This window comes from Paraburkholderia sp. BR10872, assembly GCF_040965835.1.
GTDB classification, from domain to species: domain Bacteria; phylum Pseudomonadota; class Gammaproteobacteria; order Burkholderiales; family Burkholderiaceae; genus Paraburkholderia; species Paraburkholderia nodosa_A.
In genome coordinates this window covers 26386-39921 of the sequence record NZ_JBFRCN010000021.1, presented here as the reverse complement: position 1 = coordinate 39921, position 13536 = coordinate 26386, and the positions used below count along the sequence as shown (strand labels likewise).

Annotated in this window: 12 protein-coding genes; 2 read left to right on the top strand and 10 right to left on the bottom strand. The window is 63.4% G+C overall.

Annotation, left to right across the window (positions count from 1 at the left end):
• Nucleotides 1-6 precede the first annotated feature (6 nt).
• Nucleotides 7-2361: a tetratricopeptide repeat protein gene (locus tag AB4Y43_RS18040; protein ID WP_368728432.1), complete on the bottom strand. Its 2355-nt coding sequence runs from the start codon at nucleotides 2359-2361 to the stop codon at nucleotides 7-9.
• 227 nt (nucleotides 2362-2588) lie between these two features.
• On the opposite strand from AB4Y43_RS18040, the gene adhP reads away from it, so the two are divergent.
• Nucleotides 2589-3617 carry an alcohol dehydrogenase AdhP gene (adhP, locus tag AB4Y43_RS18035; protein WP_368728431.1) on the top strand — a complete coding sequence of 343 codons (1029 nt, stop codon included), beginning with the start codon at nucleotides 2589-2591 and terminating at the stop codon, nucleotides 3615-3617.
• A 102-nt stretch (nucleotides 3618-3719) separates the two neighbouring features.
• Here the strand turns inward: adhP and AB4Y43_RS18030 are convergent, their stop codons facing one another.
• The 4 genes from AB4Y43_RS18030 to AB4Y43_RS18015 all read right to left on the bottom strand — a co-directional run bounded on the left by AB4Y43_RS18030 (nucleotide 3720) and on the right by AB4Y43_RS18015 (nucleotide 6775).
• A complete protein-coding gene (locus tag AB4Y43_RS18030) occupies nucleotides 3720-4019 on the bottom strand; it encodes a putative quinol monooxygenase (RefSeq protein ID WP_069267363.1) in 300 nt (99 codons plus the stop codon).
• Nucleotides 4020-4061: 42 nt separating this feature from the next.
• Complete coding sequence (locus AB4Y43_RS18025; protein ID WP_368728430.1) at nucleotides 4062-5159, bottom strand: NADH:flavin oxidoreductase/NADH oxidase; 1098 nt, start codon at nucleotides 5157-5159, stop codon at nucleotides 4062-4064.
• Between the two features lie 181 nt (nucleotides 5160-5340).
• Nucleotides 5341-6024 carry a type 1 glutamine amidotransferase domain-containing protein gene (locus AB4Y43_RS18020; RefSeq protein WP_368618466.1) on the bottom strand — a complete coding sequence of 228 codons (684 nt, stop codon included), beginning with the start codon at nucleotides 6022-6024 and terminating at the stop codon, nucleotides 5341-5343.
• 148 nt (nucleotides 6025-6172) lie between these two features.
• Nucleotides 6173-6775, bottom strand: coding sequence for a TetR/AcrR family transcriptional regulator (locus tag AB4Y43_RS18015; RefSeq protein WP_069267360.1), 603 nt, complete (start codon nucleotides 6773-6775; stop codon nucleotides 6173-6175).
• A 114-nt stretch (nucleotides 6776-6889) separates the two neighbouring features.
• Between AB4Y43_RS18015 and AB4Y43_RS18010 the strand changes: the two genes are divergently transcribed.
• Entirely contained in the window at nucleotides 6890-7540 is a 651-nt protein-coding gene (locus AB4Y43_RS18010) for an SGNH/GDSL hydrolase family protein (RefSeq protein WP_069267359.1), read from the top strand.
• A 113-nt stretch (nucleotides 7541-7653) separates the two neighbouring features.
• On the opposite strand, the gene cyoD is transcribed toward AB4Y43_RS18010, so the two are convergent.
• The 5 genes from cyoD to AB4Y43_RS17985 form a co-directional block, all read right to left on the bottom strand.
• On the bottom strand, nucleotides 7654-7983 hold the full coding sequence (cyoD, locus tag AB4Y43_RS18005; protein ID WP_069267358.1) for a cytochrome o ubiquinol oxidase subunit IV: 330 nt from the start codon (nucleotides 7981-7983) through the stop codon (nucleotides 7654-7656).
• The gene (gene cyoC, locus AB4Y43_RS18000; RefSeq protein WP_069267357.1) at nucleotides 7984-8595 is read right to left on the bottom strand and encodes a cytochrome o ubiquinol oxidase subunit III; all 612 of its coding nucleotides are present in this window, start codon (nucleotides 8593-8595) and stop codon (nucleotides 7984-7986) included.
• Nucleotides 8595-10628: a cytochrome o ubiquinol oxidase subunit I gene (cyoB, locus tag AB4Y43_RS17995; RefSeq protein ID WP_069267356.1), complete on the bottom strand. Its 2034-nt coding sequence runs from the start codon at nucleotides 10626-10628 to the stop codon at nucleotides 8595-8597. Before cyoB ends, cyoC begins: the two co-directional genes overlap by 1 nt.
• 7 nt (nucleotides 10629-10635) lie before the next feature.
• Entirely contained in the window at nucleotides 10636-11523 is an 888-nt protein-coding gene (gene cyoA / locus AB4Y43_RS17990) for a ubiquinol oxidase subunit II (protein WP_069267482.1), read from the bottom strand.
• 339 nt (nucleotides 11524-11862) lie between these two features.
• A complete protein-coding gene (locus AB4Y43_RS17985) occupies nucleotides 11863-13407 on the bottom strand; it encodes an NADH-quinone oxidoreductase subunit M (RefSeq protein WP_069267355.1) in 1545 nt (514 codons plus the stop codon).
• Nucleotides 13408-13536 lie beyond the last annotated feature (129 nt).

Here is a 13536-nt window from a genome sequence, read left to right as displayed (position 1 = left end):
ATGGCCCTATTGCGCTGCAGCGCGCCACATGGCGTCGTACGCCGCTTCGACGCCGCGCGCAAACCGCTCTCCGTCCATGAGCGGCGAGTGCACCATGCGTTCGCGCAGCGTCGCGCGCAGATTCGCGAGGCGCGGCAAGTCGTTCGCGAGACTCACCGCCGTCTCCACGAATGCCTCGTCGGAATCGGCGGCCAATTCGGCAAGACCGAGGTTCGCGAGCTGGCTCAAGCCCGCGCGCCCAGCCACGGTCGGCCCGATGCGTGTGACGACGGGCACCCCCATCCACAGCGCGTCGAGCGAGGTGGTGTGGCCGTTGTACGGCAACGTGTCGAGCCCGAGATCGACCTCGTGATAACTGCGCAGATAATCCGTGCGCGGCCGGAACGGCAGGAAGCGCACGCGCGCCGGGGCGATGCCTGCCCGCGCAAGCCGCTGTACGAGGCCGCGCCTCGCTTCGCCCTCGGCGGCCATGAGCACGAGGCGCGCCGCAGGCAAGCGCGCGAATACACGGGCCCACAGGTTCAGCGTCGTATCGGTGAGCTTGCACGGGTTGTTCAGGCTGCCGAACGTGACGTGTCCCGCGCTCGATGCCGGCAGCGCATTCACTTCGGGTTCCGAAGCAAGCGGGTCATAACACCAGAACGTGTGCGGCAAACGCCACGACTTTTCGCTGTAGTGGCGATCGTGTGCAGGCGGATCGAGCCACGGATCGGTGAGCCGCCAGTCCATCGCGCCGATGCCGGTCGTACCGGGATAAGCGAGCCAGGCGACCTGCACCGGTGCCGGCTTGCGAGCGAACAGCAGAGGCCGGCCATTGGACATGTGCATCGTGAGATCGACCAGGATATCGATGCCGTCCGCACGGATCTGGTCCGCCAGCGCCGCGTCGCTCAACGTGCGCACGTCGTGCCACTCGTCTACGTGCGCGGCGAGACGTGCGGTCGTCGCATCGGGCCTGACCACGCTCGAGTATGCGTGAATCTCGAAGCGCGTGCGGTCGTGGTGGGCAAACAGCGGCGTCATGAACAATGCCTGGCAATGCTCACGAAAATCGCCCGATACGTAACCGATGCGCAAGCGCCTTCCCGCCGCGGGTTCGAAAGCCGCCCGCGTGCGTTGCACGCCGAGCGGCGCTTCGTGCTGCGCGGACCAGCGTCTCGCCTCGTCGAGAATCACCTGCGGGTCTTCGGCCTGGAACGACAACGCGTACAGAAGATTGCTGTGCGCGATGAGGTTGCCGGGTTCGCTCGCCACGGCCCGGCGAAAGCATTCGATGCCTTCGCCCAGGTCCCCGCAGTCCTTGAGCACGTTGCCCAGATTGTTGAGCGTGGCCGAGCGCGACGGATCGAGGTCGAGCGCCTGGCGCAAGAGCGCTTGCGCCTCGTCGAGGCTGCCGAGCGTGCGCATCAGGTTGGCGGCGTTGTTGAACGCGTCGACGAAATCCGGCCGGGCGCAGATAGCCGTTTCGTACGCTTCGCGTGCAGCCGGGTAATCGCCGAGATCGCGGCAGACATTCCCAAGGTTGTTCGCCGCTTCCGCATGCGCCGCGTCAAGCGCCAGCGCGCGGCGATATTGCGCTTCGGCCTCACGCAAACGGCCGCGCGCCTGCAGCGCGACGCCATAGTTGTAGGCCGCATGCGCCATATGCGGTTCGATGGCCACCGCGCGTTCGAGCAGGGGCAATGCCTCGTCCAGACGCTCAAGACGCGTCAGCAGCACGCCGAGGTTGATCATCGCGACGGCGGTTTCCGGCGCAGCCGCCAACGCGGCGCGCAAGCTTTCGAGCGCCTCCTCGTCCTGCCCCGCTTCCTGCAGCAGCGTGCCGAGGTTCGTCAATGCGTTGACATCGCCCGGCTGCAAGGCGAGCGCTCGACGGTAAGCGGCCTGAGCCTCGCCGGAATCGCCCAGCAGACGCAGACAATTGCCGAGATTGTTCCAGGCGTCGGCCCGGTTCGCCTCGCGCTCCAGTGCCGCGCGCCACGCCTCCACCGCTTCCGCCAGCGCACCCTGCGCCTGCAGCGCCGCGCCGAGCCCGCACCAGAGATCGGCCGACGACGCGTCGTCCGCCAGCAGACCGCGATAGATCTGCGCTGCTTCGGCGTGGCGCGCGGCCATGGCATAGGCCTGCCCCAGGGCTTCGCGATAGCGCCGCTGACCGGGCTCGATGGCGAGCGCGCGCTGCAGCCAGCCGATCGCATCGGCCGGCGCGCCTTCCTGTAGACCAATCACGCCGAGGCGAAACATCGCACCCGCGTGCGCTGCGTCGGCTTCGAGCAATTGCGTGTACAACTGACGCGCGCGCGGCAGGTCGCCGGCGAAATGGCGCTCACTGGCGCGCTCGTAAAGGGAGTCGTTCTGCATCGGGCTCACTGAATTCGTGCAACGAAGTCGTTACCAAACCTTATTCAATATTAACGGCAGTTTCTTTCGAAACCTTCACAGCCGTTCTACTACCGACTATTGAGCAAGTTCATCGCACACGACAATCCTTTCCTTCAAACTCGAAAGGCAGGCGGACGTGCGGCGACACCGCGATGCGCAACGCATCCGGCCGCGCGCCGCCACTCAGCTTCGACAGGAGCCCGACGATGAGCAAGACGATGCAAGCCGCGGTAGTCCGCGCATTTGGCAAACCCCTCGTGCTGGAGGAAGTGACCGTCCCCACGCCGGGGCCAGGCGAGCTGCTGGTGAAAATCGAAGCCTGCGGCGTGTGCCACACGGACCTGCACGCCGCGCACGGCGACTGGCCCGTGAAGCCGCAGCCGCCGTTCATTCCCGGTCACGAGGGCGTCGGCTATGTGGTGGGTGTGGGCGCGGGCGTCACGCACGTGAAGGAAGGCGATCGCGTGGGCATTCCGTGGCTCTACTCGGCATGCGGCCATTGCGAACATTGCCTCGGCGGCTGGGAAACGCTTTGCGAGCAGCAGCAGAACACCGGCTATTCGGTCAATGGCGGCTTCGCGCAATACGCGAAAGCCGACGCGAATTACGTCGGCCTGCTGCCGAAAAATATCGACTTCATCGAAATCGCACCCGTGCTCTGCGCGGGCGTGACGGTCTACAAGGGCCTGAAAGTCACCGACACGCGCCCTGGCAACTGGGTCGTGATTTCCGGCGTGGGCGGCCTCGGCCACATGGCCGTGCAGTACGCGCGCGCGATGGGGCTCAACGTCGCAGCCGTCGATGTCGACGATACGAAACTCGAACTGGCGAAACGCCTCGGCGCGACCGTGACGGTCAACGCGAAAACCACCGATCCCGCGGCGTATCTGAAGAAGGAGATTGGCGGCGCGCACGGCGTGCTCGTGACCGCGGTCTCGCCCGTTGCGTTTTCGCAGGCGCTTGGCATGGTGCGCCGGGGCGGCACGGTGTCGCTGAACGGCCTGCCGCCCGGTGACTTTCCGCTGCCGATCTTCGACATGGTGCTGGGCGGCGTGACGGTGCGCGGCACGATCGTCGGCACGCGTCTCGACCTCGAAGAGTCGCTGATGTTCGCGCAGGAAGGCAAGGTCAAGGCGACCATCTCCCCGGAAAAACTGGAGAACATCAACGACGTGTTCGCGCGCATGGAGCGCGGCGCGATCGAAGGCCGCGTCGTGCTCGATATGGCGGGCTAGGCGGCGCGCGGCCGCTCAATGAAAAACGCGCCGGACACCGCTGCGAAGCGATATCCGGCGCGTCAATGGATCGCCGTAACGATTGCGGCAAGAAGCGCGGCCTCAGTCCGCGACGTCCACGCCCTTCAGCAGCTTCACTTCGGGCGGCTCCGTCACCCACGCACCGATCTTCGCGCGGTACGCCACGAAATGCGCGCTATCGCGATGCGCCTGCACCGCGGCCTCGTCGACATAGGTCTCGTAAAGGTAAAAGCCCGGCGCACCATCGGCGCGGCGCAGCAGGTCGTAGCGCAAGTTGCCCGGCTCCTTGCGCGTGTGCGAGACCATGTCGCGCATCAGCGTCTCCACTTCGGCGACATGCTCGGGCTTGGGCGTAATGCTCGCGAATAGATAGACGGTCATCGGTATTCCCTCATCGTCAACGGTTGAACCGGTCGGCACATTTCAGCCGACCTTGTAGCGCTCGAGCCAGTGCGCGTAAGGCGCCGGCAAGGTCCATGCGGCGCGTTCGACACCCAGTTCCTGAGCCGCGAAATACGGCCAGTGCGGATTCGCGAGATGCGCGCGCCCGACCATCACGATATCGAGTTGCTCCTTCGCCACCGAGCGCTCGGCCAGTTCCGGCGTGCCGATCCCCCATGCCGACGACACCTGCAGACCGGTTGCGCGACGCACTTTTTGTGCGATCGGCGCGAGGAATGCGGGCGCCCATGGAATCTGCGCGGCGGGCGTCGAGAAGCCGACGCTCACGCCCAGCATGTCGAGGCCTTCGCGCTTGAGGCCCTTGGCCAGTTCGATCGATTCGGCAAGCGTCTCCTCGTCGCGGCCATCGTACTCGATCACGCCAAAGCGCGCCGTCAGCGGCAGATGCTCCGGCCAGACCTTGCGCACCGCGGCCAGCGTTTCCAGCAGGAAACGGCTGCGGTTCTCGAGGCTGCCGCCATAGATATCGTCGCGCTGGTTCGAATGCGTCGAGAAAAAGCTCTGGCCGAGATAGCCGTGCGCAAAGTGCAGTTCGAGCCATTCGAAGCCGGCTTCGAGCGCGCGCTTCGCCGCGGCCACGAAATCCTCGCGCACGCGCGCGATGTCGTCGATCGTCATCGCCATCGGCACCTTCGGCAGATGCGCGCCGAACGCCGTTGCCGAGGGCGCGATGGTCTGCCAGCCGCGCGCATCGCCCTCGGCGATGTGATCGTCGCCTTCCCACGGGCGGTTCGCGCTCGCTTTGCGCCCCGCGTGCGCAATCTGGATGCCGGGCACGGCGCCCGCTGCCTTGATTGCCGCGACGGTGGGCTTGAACGCTTCCCTCTGCGCGTCGTTCCACAGGCCCGTGCAGCCCGGCGTGATGCGGCCTTCGGGCGAAACCGCCGTCGCCTCGACGATCACGAGGCCAGCGCCGCCGCGCGCGATTTGCGCGTAGTGGACGTGGTGCCAGTCGTTGATCACGCCATCGACGGCCATGTACTGGCACATCGGCGGCACGGCGATGCGGTTGCGCAGGGACACGCCCTTGAGCTTGAACGGTTCGAACAATGCGGACATCTACAGCTCCTTTCCTGGCACAGGTCGCGCGTCGCGCGGCACCTGCGCCGGTTGGCAAAAACGGGATTTCCTTGCGGCAACGCGCAGCCGCGCACGCGCTGCGAGCGCGCCTCGCAGCGTTGCCGAAAGGAAATCGAGGGAAGCGAACGCGCTCGCCAAAGACGCGCGCGTTCGCGCAACATCAAGCGCGTCGCAGCGCCGCGAGCAGGGCTTCGGCAACCGGCTCCGACGAAGCCGGGTTCTGGCCCGTGATGAGCAGGCCGTCGGTTGCGACATGCGGCTGCCAGTCGGCGGCCTTCGAGTACTGGCCGCCGTTGGCCTTCAGCATGTCCTCGACGAGGAACGGCACGACGTCCGTCAACTGCACGGCGGCTTCTTCGTCATTCGAAAACCCGGTGACCGACTTGCCGGCCACGAGCGGCTTGCCGTCTGCCCCCTTCACGTGACGCAGCACGCCCGGTGCATGGCAAACGGCAGCGACAGGCTTGCCCGCGGCGATCGTCTTTTCGATCAGCGCGATCGAAACCGGATCTTCGGCCAGGTCCCAGAGCGGGCCGTGGCCGCCCGGATAGAAGACGGCGTCGAACGCGCCCGCGTCGATCTCGGCGAGACGTTTCGTACTGGCTAGCGCCGTTTGCGCCACGCTATCGGATGCGAAACGCCGTGTCGCATCGGTCTGCGCGGCGGGATCGCTGCTCTTCGGATCGAGCGGCGGCTGGCCGCCCTTGGGCGACGCGAGCGTGAGCTCGGCACCCGCGTCGCGCAGCGCGTAGTACGGCGCGGCGAACTCCTCGAGCCAGAAACCCGTCTTCTTGCCCGTGTTGCCGAGGTCCTCGTGCGAGGTCAAAACGATCAGTACCTTCATCGGCGTTCCTTTTTTGCGTTAGGTTCGGGCGCTCGCACGCCCTTCGGAAACCAGTCTCTTCATCCTCTATTAGACCGGTCGTCTAGTACTTCTGCGCAAAACGCGACAATCGCGCGCACTTCACACGCCGCCGCGGCTTCGCGTTCGGTTAGTTGCCCGGAGGCAGGTTCAACAGGATGCGCGTGGTCGCCATAGCCGCGTCGAGCGGCTTGCGGTCGCGGTGGATCTTCTCGAGCAGCGTCGCGCCGAGCCAGAGTTCGTAGAGCGTCACCGCCATGGTCGCGGCGTCGTTTACACCTGCGAGCGAGCCATCCACGCGCCCTGCTTCGAGGCACGCAGCAATGCGCGAGATCGTCGCATCGGTGCCAAGACGCAGCGCCTCGCGCATCGCCTCGGAAAGGTCGCTCACCTCCGCGCCCAGCTTCACCGCGAGACATTTGCCTACGGGATCGTCGGCGCACTGGATCAGGCGCCACTCGTCCCAGTAGCGCATCAGCTTCTCGGCCGCCGTGCCCGGCGCCCGCACCAGCAGATCGTCGAGACGCTCCGCATACTCGTCGAAATACGACGTGAGCAAGGCTTCGCCGAACGCTTCCTTCGAGCCGAAATAGTGATAGAACGACCCTTTAGGCACACCGGCGGCCGCGAGGATCTCATTGAGACCGACTGCGGAAAAGCCCTTGCCCAGCAGAATGGGCATGGCGGTATCGAGGATGTGTTGCCGCACTTCGACGGCTGCCGCTGCATTCATGAGGTGACATGGTACAGAGCGATTAGACCAGTCGTCTAGTAATCTCCCACGATGAGTAATGGCATTGCATCGCACCCCGCAACCAGCTAACCAGTAACCAGGAAGAGGCAACCCATGACGTCACGCACCCTGCTCTGTTACGGCGATTCCAATACGCACGGCACGAAGCCGCTGACCGTGCCCGGTGTGTCCGAGCGATTCGGCCCCGCCGACCGCTGGCCCGGCGTGCTGCGCGAGGCGCTGGGGCCGGGCTGGGCGATCATCGAGGAAGGCCTGCCCGCGCGCACCACGGTTCACGACGATCCCATCGAAGGCCGGCACAAGAACGGTCTCGCCTATCTGCGCCCATGCCTCGAAAGCCAGTTGCCCATCGATGTGGTCGCGCTGATGCTCGGCACCAACGACCTCAAGACACGCTTTTCCGTCACGCCCACCGACATTGCGAACTCGGTCGATGTGCTGCTCGAAACGCTCGTCGCGTGCCGCGCGGGTCCGGGCGGCTCGACGCCGCATGTGCTGCTCATGTCGCCGGTGCCGATCGAAGAGATTGGCTTTCTCGGCGATATCTTCACGGGGGGCGCCGCGAAATCGCGCCTGCTTGCGCCGCTCTATGAGCGCGTAGCCGTCAAATACGGCTCGGCGTTTCTCGACGCCGGCGAATTCGCCACTGTTAGCCCCACCGACGGCATTCACTACGAAGCCTCGCAACACCACCGGCTCGGCAAGGCCGTCGCGGAAGTCGTGCGTCAGCGCTTCGGCGCATAAGCGCACATCGGGCCGCAAAAAGAAAAAACGCCGCCGGCCTGAAGGCCTGGCGGCGTTTTTCTTTTGCGCTTCACCCGCAGCGGGCGAAGCGCAAGTCCAGCAACGATGAACGCTTAACGCGACATCATGTTCATGCTGACGTTGTGCATGACCCACAGCGTGCCGACGACCACGATCAGGACCGTCAACACCGTGAAGCCAAATGCCGTCACGTTCCAGCGCTGGCCCGACGACGTGTTCATGTGCAGGAAGAACACGAGGTGAACCAGGATCTGCACGACTGCCAGCACGGCGAGGCCGAGCAGCGCGGTTTCGCGCGAAAAGCCGCCATGCAGCACGAGCCAGAACGAAGCGGCCGTGAGCACCACCGCCAGGACGAAACCAACCAGGTAGCTGCCTACGCTGCCGTGGCTTTCTTCTTCATGGATAGGATGAGCACTCATTTAGATCACGCTCGCAAGATAGACAAAGGAGAACACGCAGATCCAGACGATGTCCAGAAAGTGCCAGAAAAGGCTCAGGCAGGTCAGGCGGCGAATTTCACGCTCGCCCAGAACCGGCGCCTTCAAGGCCTGAACCATCAGGACGACCATCCAGATCATGCCCATCGTCACGTGGATACCGTGGGTGGCAACCAGCGTGAAGAACGACGAGAGGAACGCGCTGCGTTGCGGGCCGTTGCCCTCGGCGATCATGTTCGCGAATTCGTGCAGTTCGAAATACAGGAACGTTGCGCCGAGCAGGAACGTGATCGCCAGCCAGACGAACACTTGACCCTTGCGCTGCTTGTGCGCGCCGATCATCGCGAAACCGTACGTGATGGACGACAGCAGCAGCACTGCCGTTTCCATCGCGACGCCCTGAATGTCGAACAGGTCCTTGCCCGTCGGGCCGCCTGCGAACTGGTTCTGCATCACGGCGAACACTGCGAACAGCGAGCCGAACAGAATACAGTCCGTCATCAGGTACAGCCAGAAGCCGAACACCGAGTGTGACGGCGGGTGATCGTGGTGATCGTGCTCCGCGTGTGCGGCCGCACTAGTATGCGTCGACATCAGTTGGCCTCCAGTGCTGCTTCAACCTTGCCATTGCGTTGCTTGTCGGCGAACGCCTTGACCAGTGCGCGCTCGCGCGCTTCTTCGTCTGCCCGAACCTTGGCGGCCGGGATGTAATAGCCTTCGTTCTTCTGGAAGCTGTAGCCAATAGCCGTCGCGAGAATGCCGACGAAGCCAGCGATCATGAGCCACCAGATGTGCCAGATGCCAGCGAAGCCGAGCACCAGGCTGAAGAGACCGATGAACAGACCCGCGCTCGTGTTCGAGGGCATGTGGATGTCGGTGTACTTCGTGTTCGCGACGTCCACGGTTTCGCGGCCGGTGTCCTTCAGGTGCTGGAACTCGTCGAGTTCGCTCACGTGCGGAATGATCGCGAAGTTATACGACGGCGGCGGCGACGAGATCGCCCACTCCAGCGTACGGCCACCCCACGGATCGCCCGTCAAGTCGCGGTTTTCCGGCAGGTTGCGGTCGCGGATCGAGACGTACAGCTGCAGCAGCTGATGTGCGATACCGATTGCCACGAGCACGGCGCCAACCCACGCGATGATCATCCACGGATGCCATGCCGGATTGTCGTAGTGGTTCAGACGGCGGGTTGCGCCCATGAAGCCCAGCACGTACAGCGGCGTGAAGGCAACATAGAAGCCCGAGAGCCAGAACCAGAACGCGCGCTTGCCGAGCTTTTCGTTGAGCTTGAAGCCGAACGCCTTCGGGAACCAGTAGTTCATGCCGGCGAGATAGCCGAACACCACACCGCCGATGATCACGTTGTGGAAGTGCGCGATCAGGAACAGCGAGTTGTGGAGCACGAAGTCCGCACCCGGGATCGCCATCATCACGCCGGTCATGCCGCCGATGGTGAAGGTGACCATGAAGCCGATCGTCCACAGCACCGCCGAGTTGAACTCGAGGCGGCCGCGGTAGATCGTGAACAGCCAGTTGAAGATCTTCACGCCCGTCGGGATCGAAATGATCATCGTGGCGATACCGAAGAACGCGTTCACATCGGCGCCCGAACCCATCGTGAAGAAGTGGTGCAGCCACACGACGAACGCCAGAACCATGATCGCGCAGGTCGCGTAGACCATTGCCTTGTAGCCGAACAGCGGCTTCCTGGCATACGTCGCGACGACTTCCGAGAAAATACCGAACGCCGGCAGGATCAGGATGTACACCTCGGGGTGACCCCAGGCCCAGATCAGGTTCAGGTACAGCATGGCGTTGCCGCCGCCGTCATTCGTGAAGAAGTGCGTGCCGATGTAGCGGTCGAGGCCGAGCAGCGCGAGCGTGACGGTCAGGATCGGGAACGCGGCCATGATCAGCACGTTCGTGCACAGCGCCGTCCACGTGAACACCGGCATCTTCATCATCGTCATGCCGGGGGCACGCATCTTGATGATGGTGACGAAGAAGTTCACGCCGGTCAGCAGCGTGCCGACACCGGAGATCTGCAGCGCCCACAGGTAGTAATCCACCCCTACCCCCGGACTGTACGCAAGCTCCGAAAGCGGCGGATACGCGAGCCAACCCGTCATTGCGAACTCACCCACGACGAGCGAGATCATCAGCAGGATGGCGCCGACTGCGGTCATCCAGAACGACAGCGAGTTCAGGAACGGGAACGCGACGTCGCGTGCGCCGATCTGCAGCGGCACGATGATGTTCATCAGGCCAACCATGAAAGCCATGGCCATGAAGAAGATCATGATCACGCCGTGAGCCGTGAAGATCTGGTCGTAGTGGTGCGGCGGGAGGTAGCCCGGCGCGTTGTACGCAAGCGCAAGCTGGGTACGCATCATGATCGCGTCGGCGAAGCCGCGCAGCAGCATGATGAGGGCGAGCACGATGTACATCACGCCCAGACGCTTGTGGTCGACGCTCGTCAGCCACTCCGTCCAAAGATATTTCCACTTACCGAGGTAAGTGATGCCACCGAGCACGAATGCGCCGATGACGGCCATACCGATCATCGTGCCGAGAATAATCGGCTCGTGATACGGAATGGCGTCCAGTGTAAGTTTTCCGAACATGCCTGGTTTACCCCTTGGTCACGCACGACGGGTCACTGAAATTCGTGACGTGGCCGTTGTTGTACTTCGCGATGATGTTGTTGAAGAGCTTCGGGTCGACCGTCGAGAAGTACTCCACCGGAGCCTTCTCGCTCGGCTGTGCGACCGTCGCGTATTGATCCATCGAAAGCTGCGTCTGCGACGCCTTCACCTTCTGGACCCACGCGTCGAAGTCTTGCTGGCTGGTGGCGAGGGTGCGGAACTTCATGTCCGAGAAGCCCTTGCCGCTGAAGTTCGCCGAGAGGCCGGCGTAGTCGCCAGCGTGGTCGGCGATCAGGTGCAGACGCGTCTGCATGCCGGCCATCGCGTAAACCTGGGTGCCAAGCTGCGGGATGAAGAACGAGTTCATCACCGAATCCGACGTGATGCTGAAGTTCACCGGCGTGCCAACGGGCACGGCCAGCTGGTTCACCGTCGCGATACCGAGATCGGGGTAGATGAACAGCCACTTCCAGTCGAGCGCGACAACTTCGACGTTGATCGGCTTGACGTTCGATTCGAGCGGCTTGTAGGGGTCGAGCTCGTGCGTGGTTTTCCACGTGAGCACGGCGAGGAACAGAATGATCAGTGTCGGAATGGTCCAGACGACGACTTCGATCGCCGTCGAATGCGACCACTTCGGGTCGTACGTGGCGCTACGATTCGACGCGCGGTAGCGGTACGCAAACCACAGCGTCAGGACGATCACGGGGATCACAACAATCAGCATGGCCCATGTGGAGGTCGCAATCAGCTGCTTTTCCGCCACGCCCACACTTCCCTTGGGGTCAAGGAGCTCCATGTTGCATCCGGAAAGACACAAGGCCAATCCGGCGCTGATGGGAAGCAGTAACCTTTGAAAGGTCGTTCTTTTCATCACGTTTGCCTGAAATTCATTCATTGAATAGTTCCGGACGCGTCCCCTGACATCCGACAAAGGAAGCGCGCCCGCATCATACAGCCGCTTTGATATTTCGCAATCAATGAATGTGGAAAATGACCTTTGTCAAAAGAAGATTGAGACACTTTGTCGCATGTGTTCGCGAGGTTTGTCGCGCCTCGGAAACACACGCACGTCGCGCCCTGCTCTGCCCTTGACAGCGGCCCGCCGCGGCTACTTCTCGAATCTCAAAATTCGAAAACCCTTGGACGCAACAACGCGCCGCAGCGCCCGGAGGCGATGCGGCGCGTTGGTTGCGCCGTCAATCTTCAGCGATCACGTCGGCGAGTGCTGAGCACGAACGTCCGTGCCAGCTCGCACTGCGTCAGCAGGCGCTGCTTCGTCGACGGGTTGCTTGTTGCGACCGGCCTGGGTGACGAGGTTCGCCGCCGACAGTTCGATCGCGTCGGTCATCGGCTTCGGGTAGAGGCCGATTGCCAGCACGAACGCTGCGAGCGAAGCGAAGATCAGCGTTTCGCGGCGGCCGATGTCGGCCAGCTTCGCAACGCCCTTGTTCGCCACAGCGCCGAAGATCACGCGCTTGTACATCCACAGGGTGTACGCCGCGCTCAGAATGACGGTCGTCGCGGCGATCGCGCCGACCCAGAAGTTCACGCGGATCGCGCCCATGATGACCATGAACTCGCCCACGAAGCCCGACGTGCCCGGCAGGCCGAGGTTGGCCATGCAGAACAGCATCATGAAGGTGGCGTAGCGCGGCATCACGTTGACGACGCCGCCGTAAGCCGAGATCGTGCGCGTTTTCGTGCGGTCGAACAGCACGCCAATCGAGAGCAGCATCGCGCCCGAAACGAAACCGTACGAGATCATCTGCACGATCGCGCCTTCGGTGCCGATCTGGTTGAAGAGGAAGAGGCCCAGCGTGACGAGACCCATGTGGGCGACCGTCGAGTACGCGAGCAGCTTGGTCATGTCGGTCTGCGCGAGCGCGAGCAGGCTCGAGTAGACCACGGCCACGAGCGAGAGCGTGATGATCGCCGGCGCGAAGAAGTGCGCAGCGTCGGGCGTGATCGGCAGCGTGAAACGCAGGAAGCCGTAGCCGCCGAGCTTCAGCATGGCCAGCATCACGGTCGCGCCGGTCGGCGCTTCGAGGTGGACGTCGGGCAGCCACGTGTGAAACGGCCACATCGGGACCTTCACCGCGAAGGCCGCGAAGAAGCCGATGAACACGAGAATCTGCGGGATGAAGCCGAGCGTGAGGTTGTGCCACACCGACATGTCGAAGGTGTGCGACTGGCTGTAGAGGTACAGCATCGACACCAGCATCAGCAGCGAGCCGGCGAGCGAGAAGAAGAAGAACTTGACCGCGGCGTAGGTGCGGCGGGCATTGCCCCACGTGCCGATCAACAGGTACAGCGGGATCAGCGTGGCTTCGAAGAACACGAAGAACAGCATGCCGTCGGTCGCGGCGAAGGTGCCGACCATCAGGCCCGAGAGAATCAGGAACGCGCCGAAGTACTGGGCGACGCGCACCGTGATCGATTCCCACGAAGCGATCACGATCACGAGCGTCGTGAACGCGGTGAGCACCACGAGCCACATCGAAATACCATCGATCCCGAGTCGCCACGCCACGCCGAACTCAGGCAGCCAGTCGCGGAATTCGACGAACTGCATGCCGGCCGCGTGGTTGTCGAAGCCGGCGATGAGCGGGAGGGTCAGCAGCAGACCGACGACGGCGCCAACCAGCGACAGCCAACGGGCACGCTGCGGATGACGATCCGACCCGAGGCGCAGCACGGCCACGCCGAACAGGATGGGAATCCAGATCGCCAGACTCAGGAATGGAACGGATTGCATTTCAACAGGACCTCAAAAATGCGGAGCAAATAGCTTCCACGGCGCACGTTCAGGTACGCAAGCAACTTGAAAGATTGACGCGGGGTGAAAATCGAACCAGGCTGGCTGTAATGTATTTGTCAGCGACGA

What these genes read in the sequence shown, in the direction of transcription:
- AB4Y43_RS18025 (WP_368728430.1), bottom strand. Translation starts at nt 5,159, where the DNA reads ATGTCCGCATTGTTCGAACCGTTCAAGCTCAAGGGCGTGTCCCTGCGC.
- cyoA (WP_069267482.1), bottom strand. Translation starts at nt 11,523, where the DNA reads ATGAAAAGAACGACCTTTCAAAGGTTACTGCTTCCCATCAGCGCCGGA.
- AB4Y43_RS18040 (WP_368728432.1), bottom strand. Translation starts at nt 2,361, where the DNA reads ATGCAGAACGACTCCCTTTACGAGCGCGCCAGTGAGCGCCATTTCGCC.
- AB4Y43_RS17985 (WP_069267355.1), bottom strand. Translation starts at nt 13,407, where the DNA reads ATGCAATCCGTTCCATTCCTGAGTCTGGCGATCTGGATTCCCATCCTG.
- cyoB (WP_069267356.1), bottom strand. Translation starts at nt 10,628, where the DNA reads ATGTTCGGAAAACTTACACTGGACGCCATTCCGTATCACGAGCCGATT.
- AB4Y43_RS18020 (WP_368618466.1), bottom strand. Translation starts at nt 6,024, where the DNA reads ATGAAGGTACTGATCGTTTTGACCTCGCACGAGGACCTCGGCAACACG.
- cyoC (WP_069267357.1), bottom strand. Translation starts at nt 8,595, where the DNA reads ATGTCGACGCATACTAGTGCGGCCGCACACGCGGAGCACGATCACCAC.
- AB4Y43_RS18030 (WP_069267363.1), bottom strand. Translation starts at nt 4,019, where the DNA reads ATGACCGTCTATCTATTCGCGAGCATTACGCCCAAGCCCGAGCATGTC.
- AB4Y43_RS18010 (WP_069267359.1), top strand. Translation starts at nt 6,890, where the DNA reads ATGACGTCACGCACCCTGCTCTGTTACGGCGATTCCAATACGCACGGC.
- AB4Y43_RS18015 (WP_069267360.1), bottom strand. Translation starts at nt 6,775, where the DNA reads ATGAATGCAGCGGCAGCCGTCGAAGTGCGGCAACACATCCTCGATACC.
- adhP (WP_368728431.1), top strand. Translation starts at nt 2,589, where the DNA reads ATGAGCAAGACGATGCAAGCCGCGGTAGTCCGCGCATTTGGCAAACCC.
- cyoD (WP_069267358.1), bottom strand. Translation starts at nt 7,983, where the DNA reads ATGAGTGCTCATCCTATCCATGAAGAAGAAAGCCACGGCAGCGTAGGC.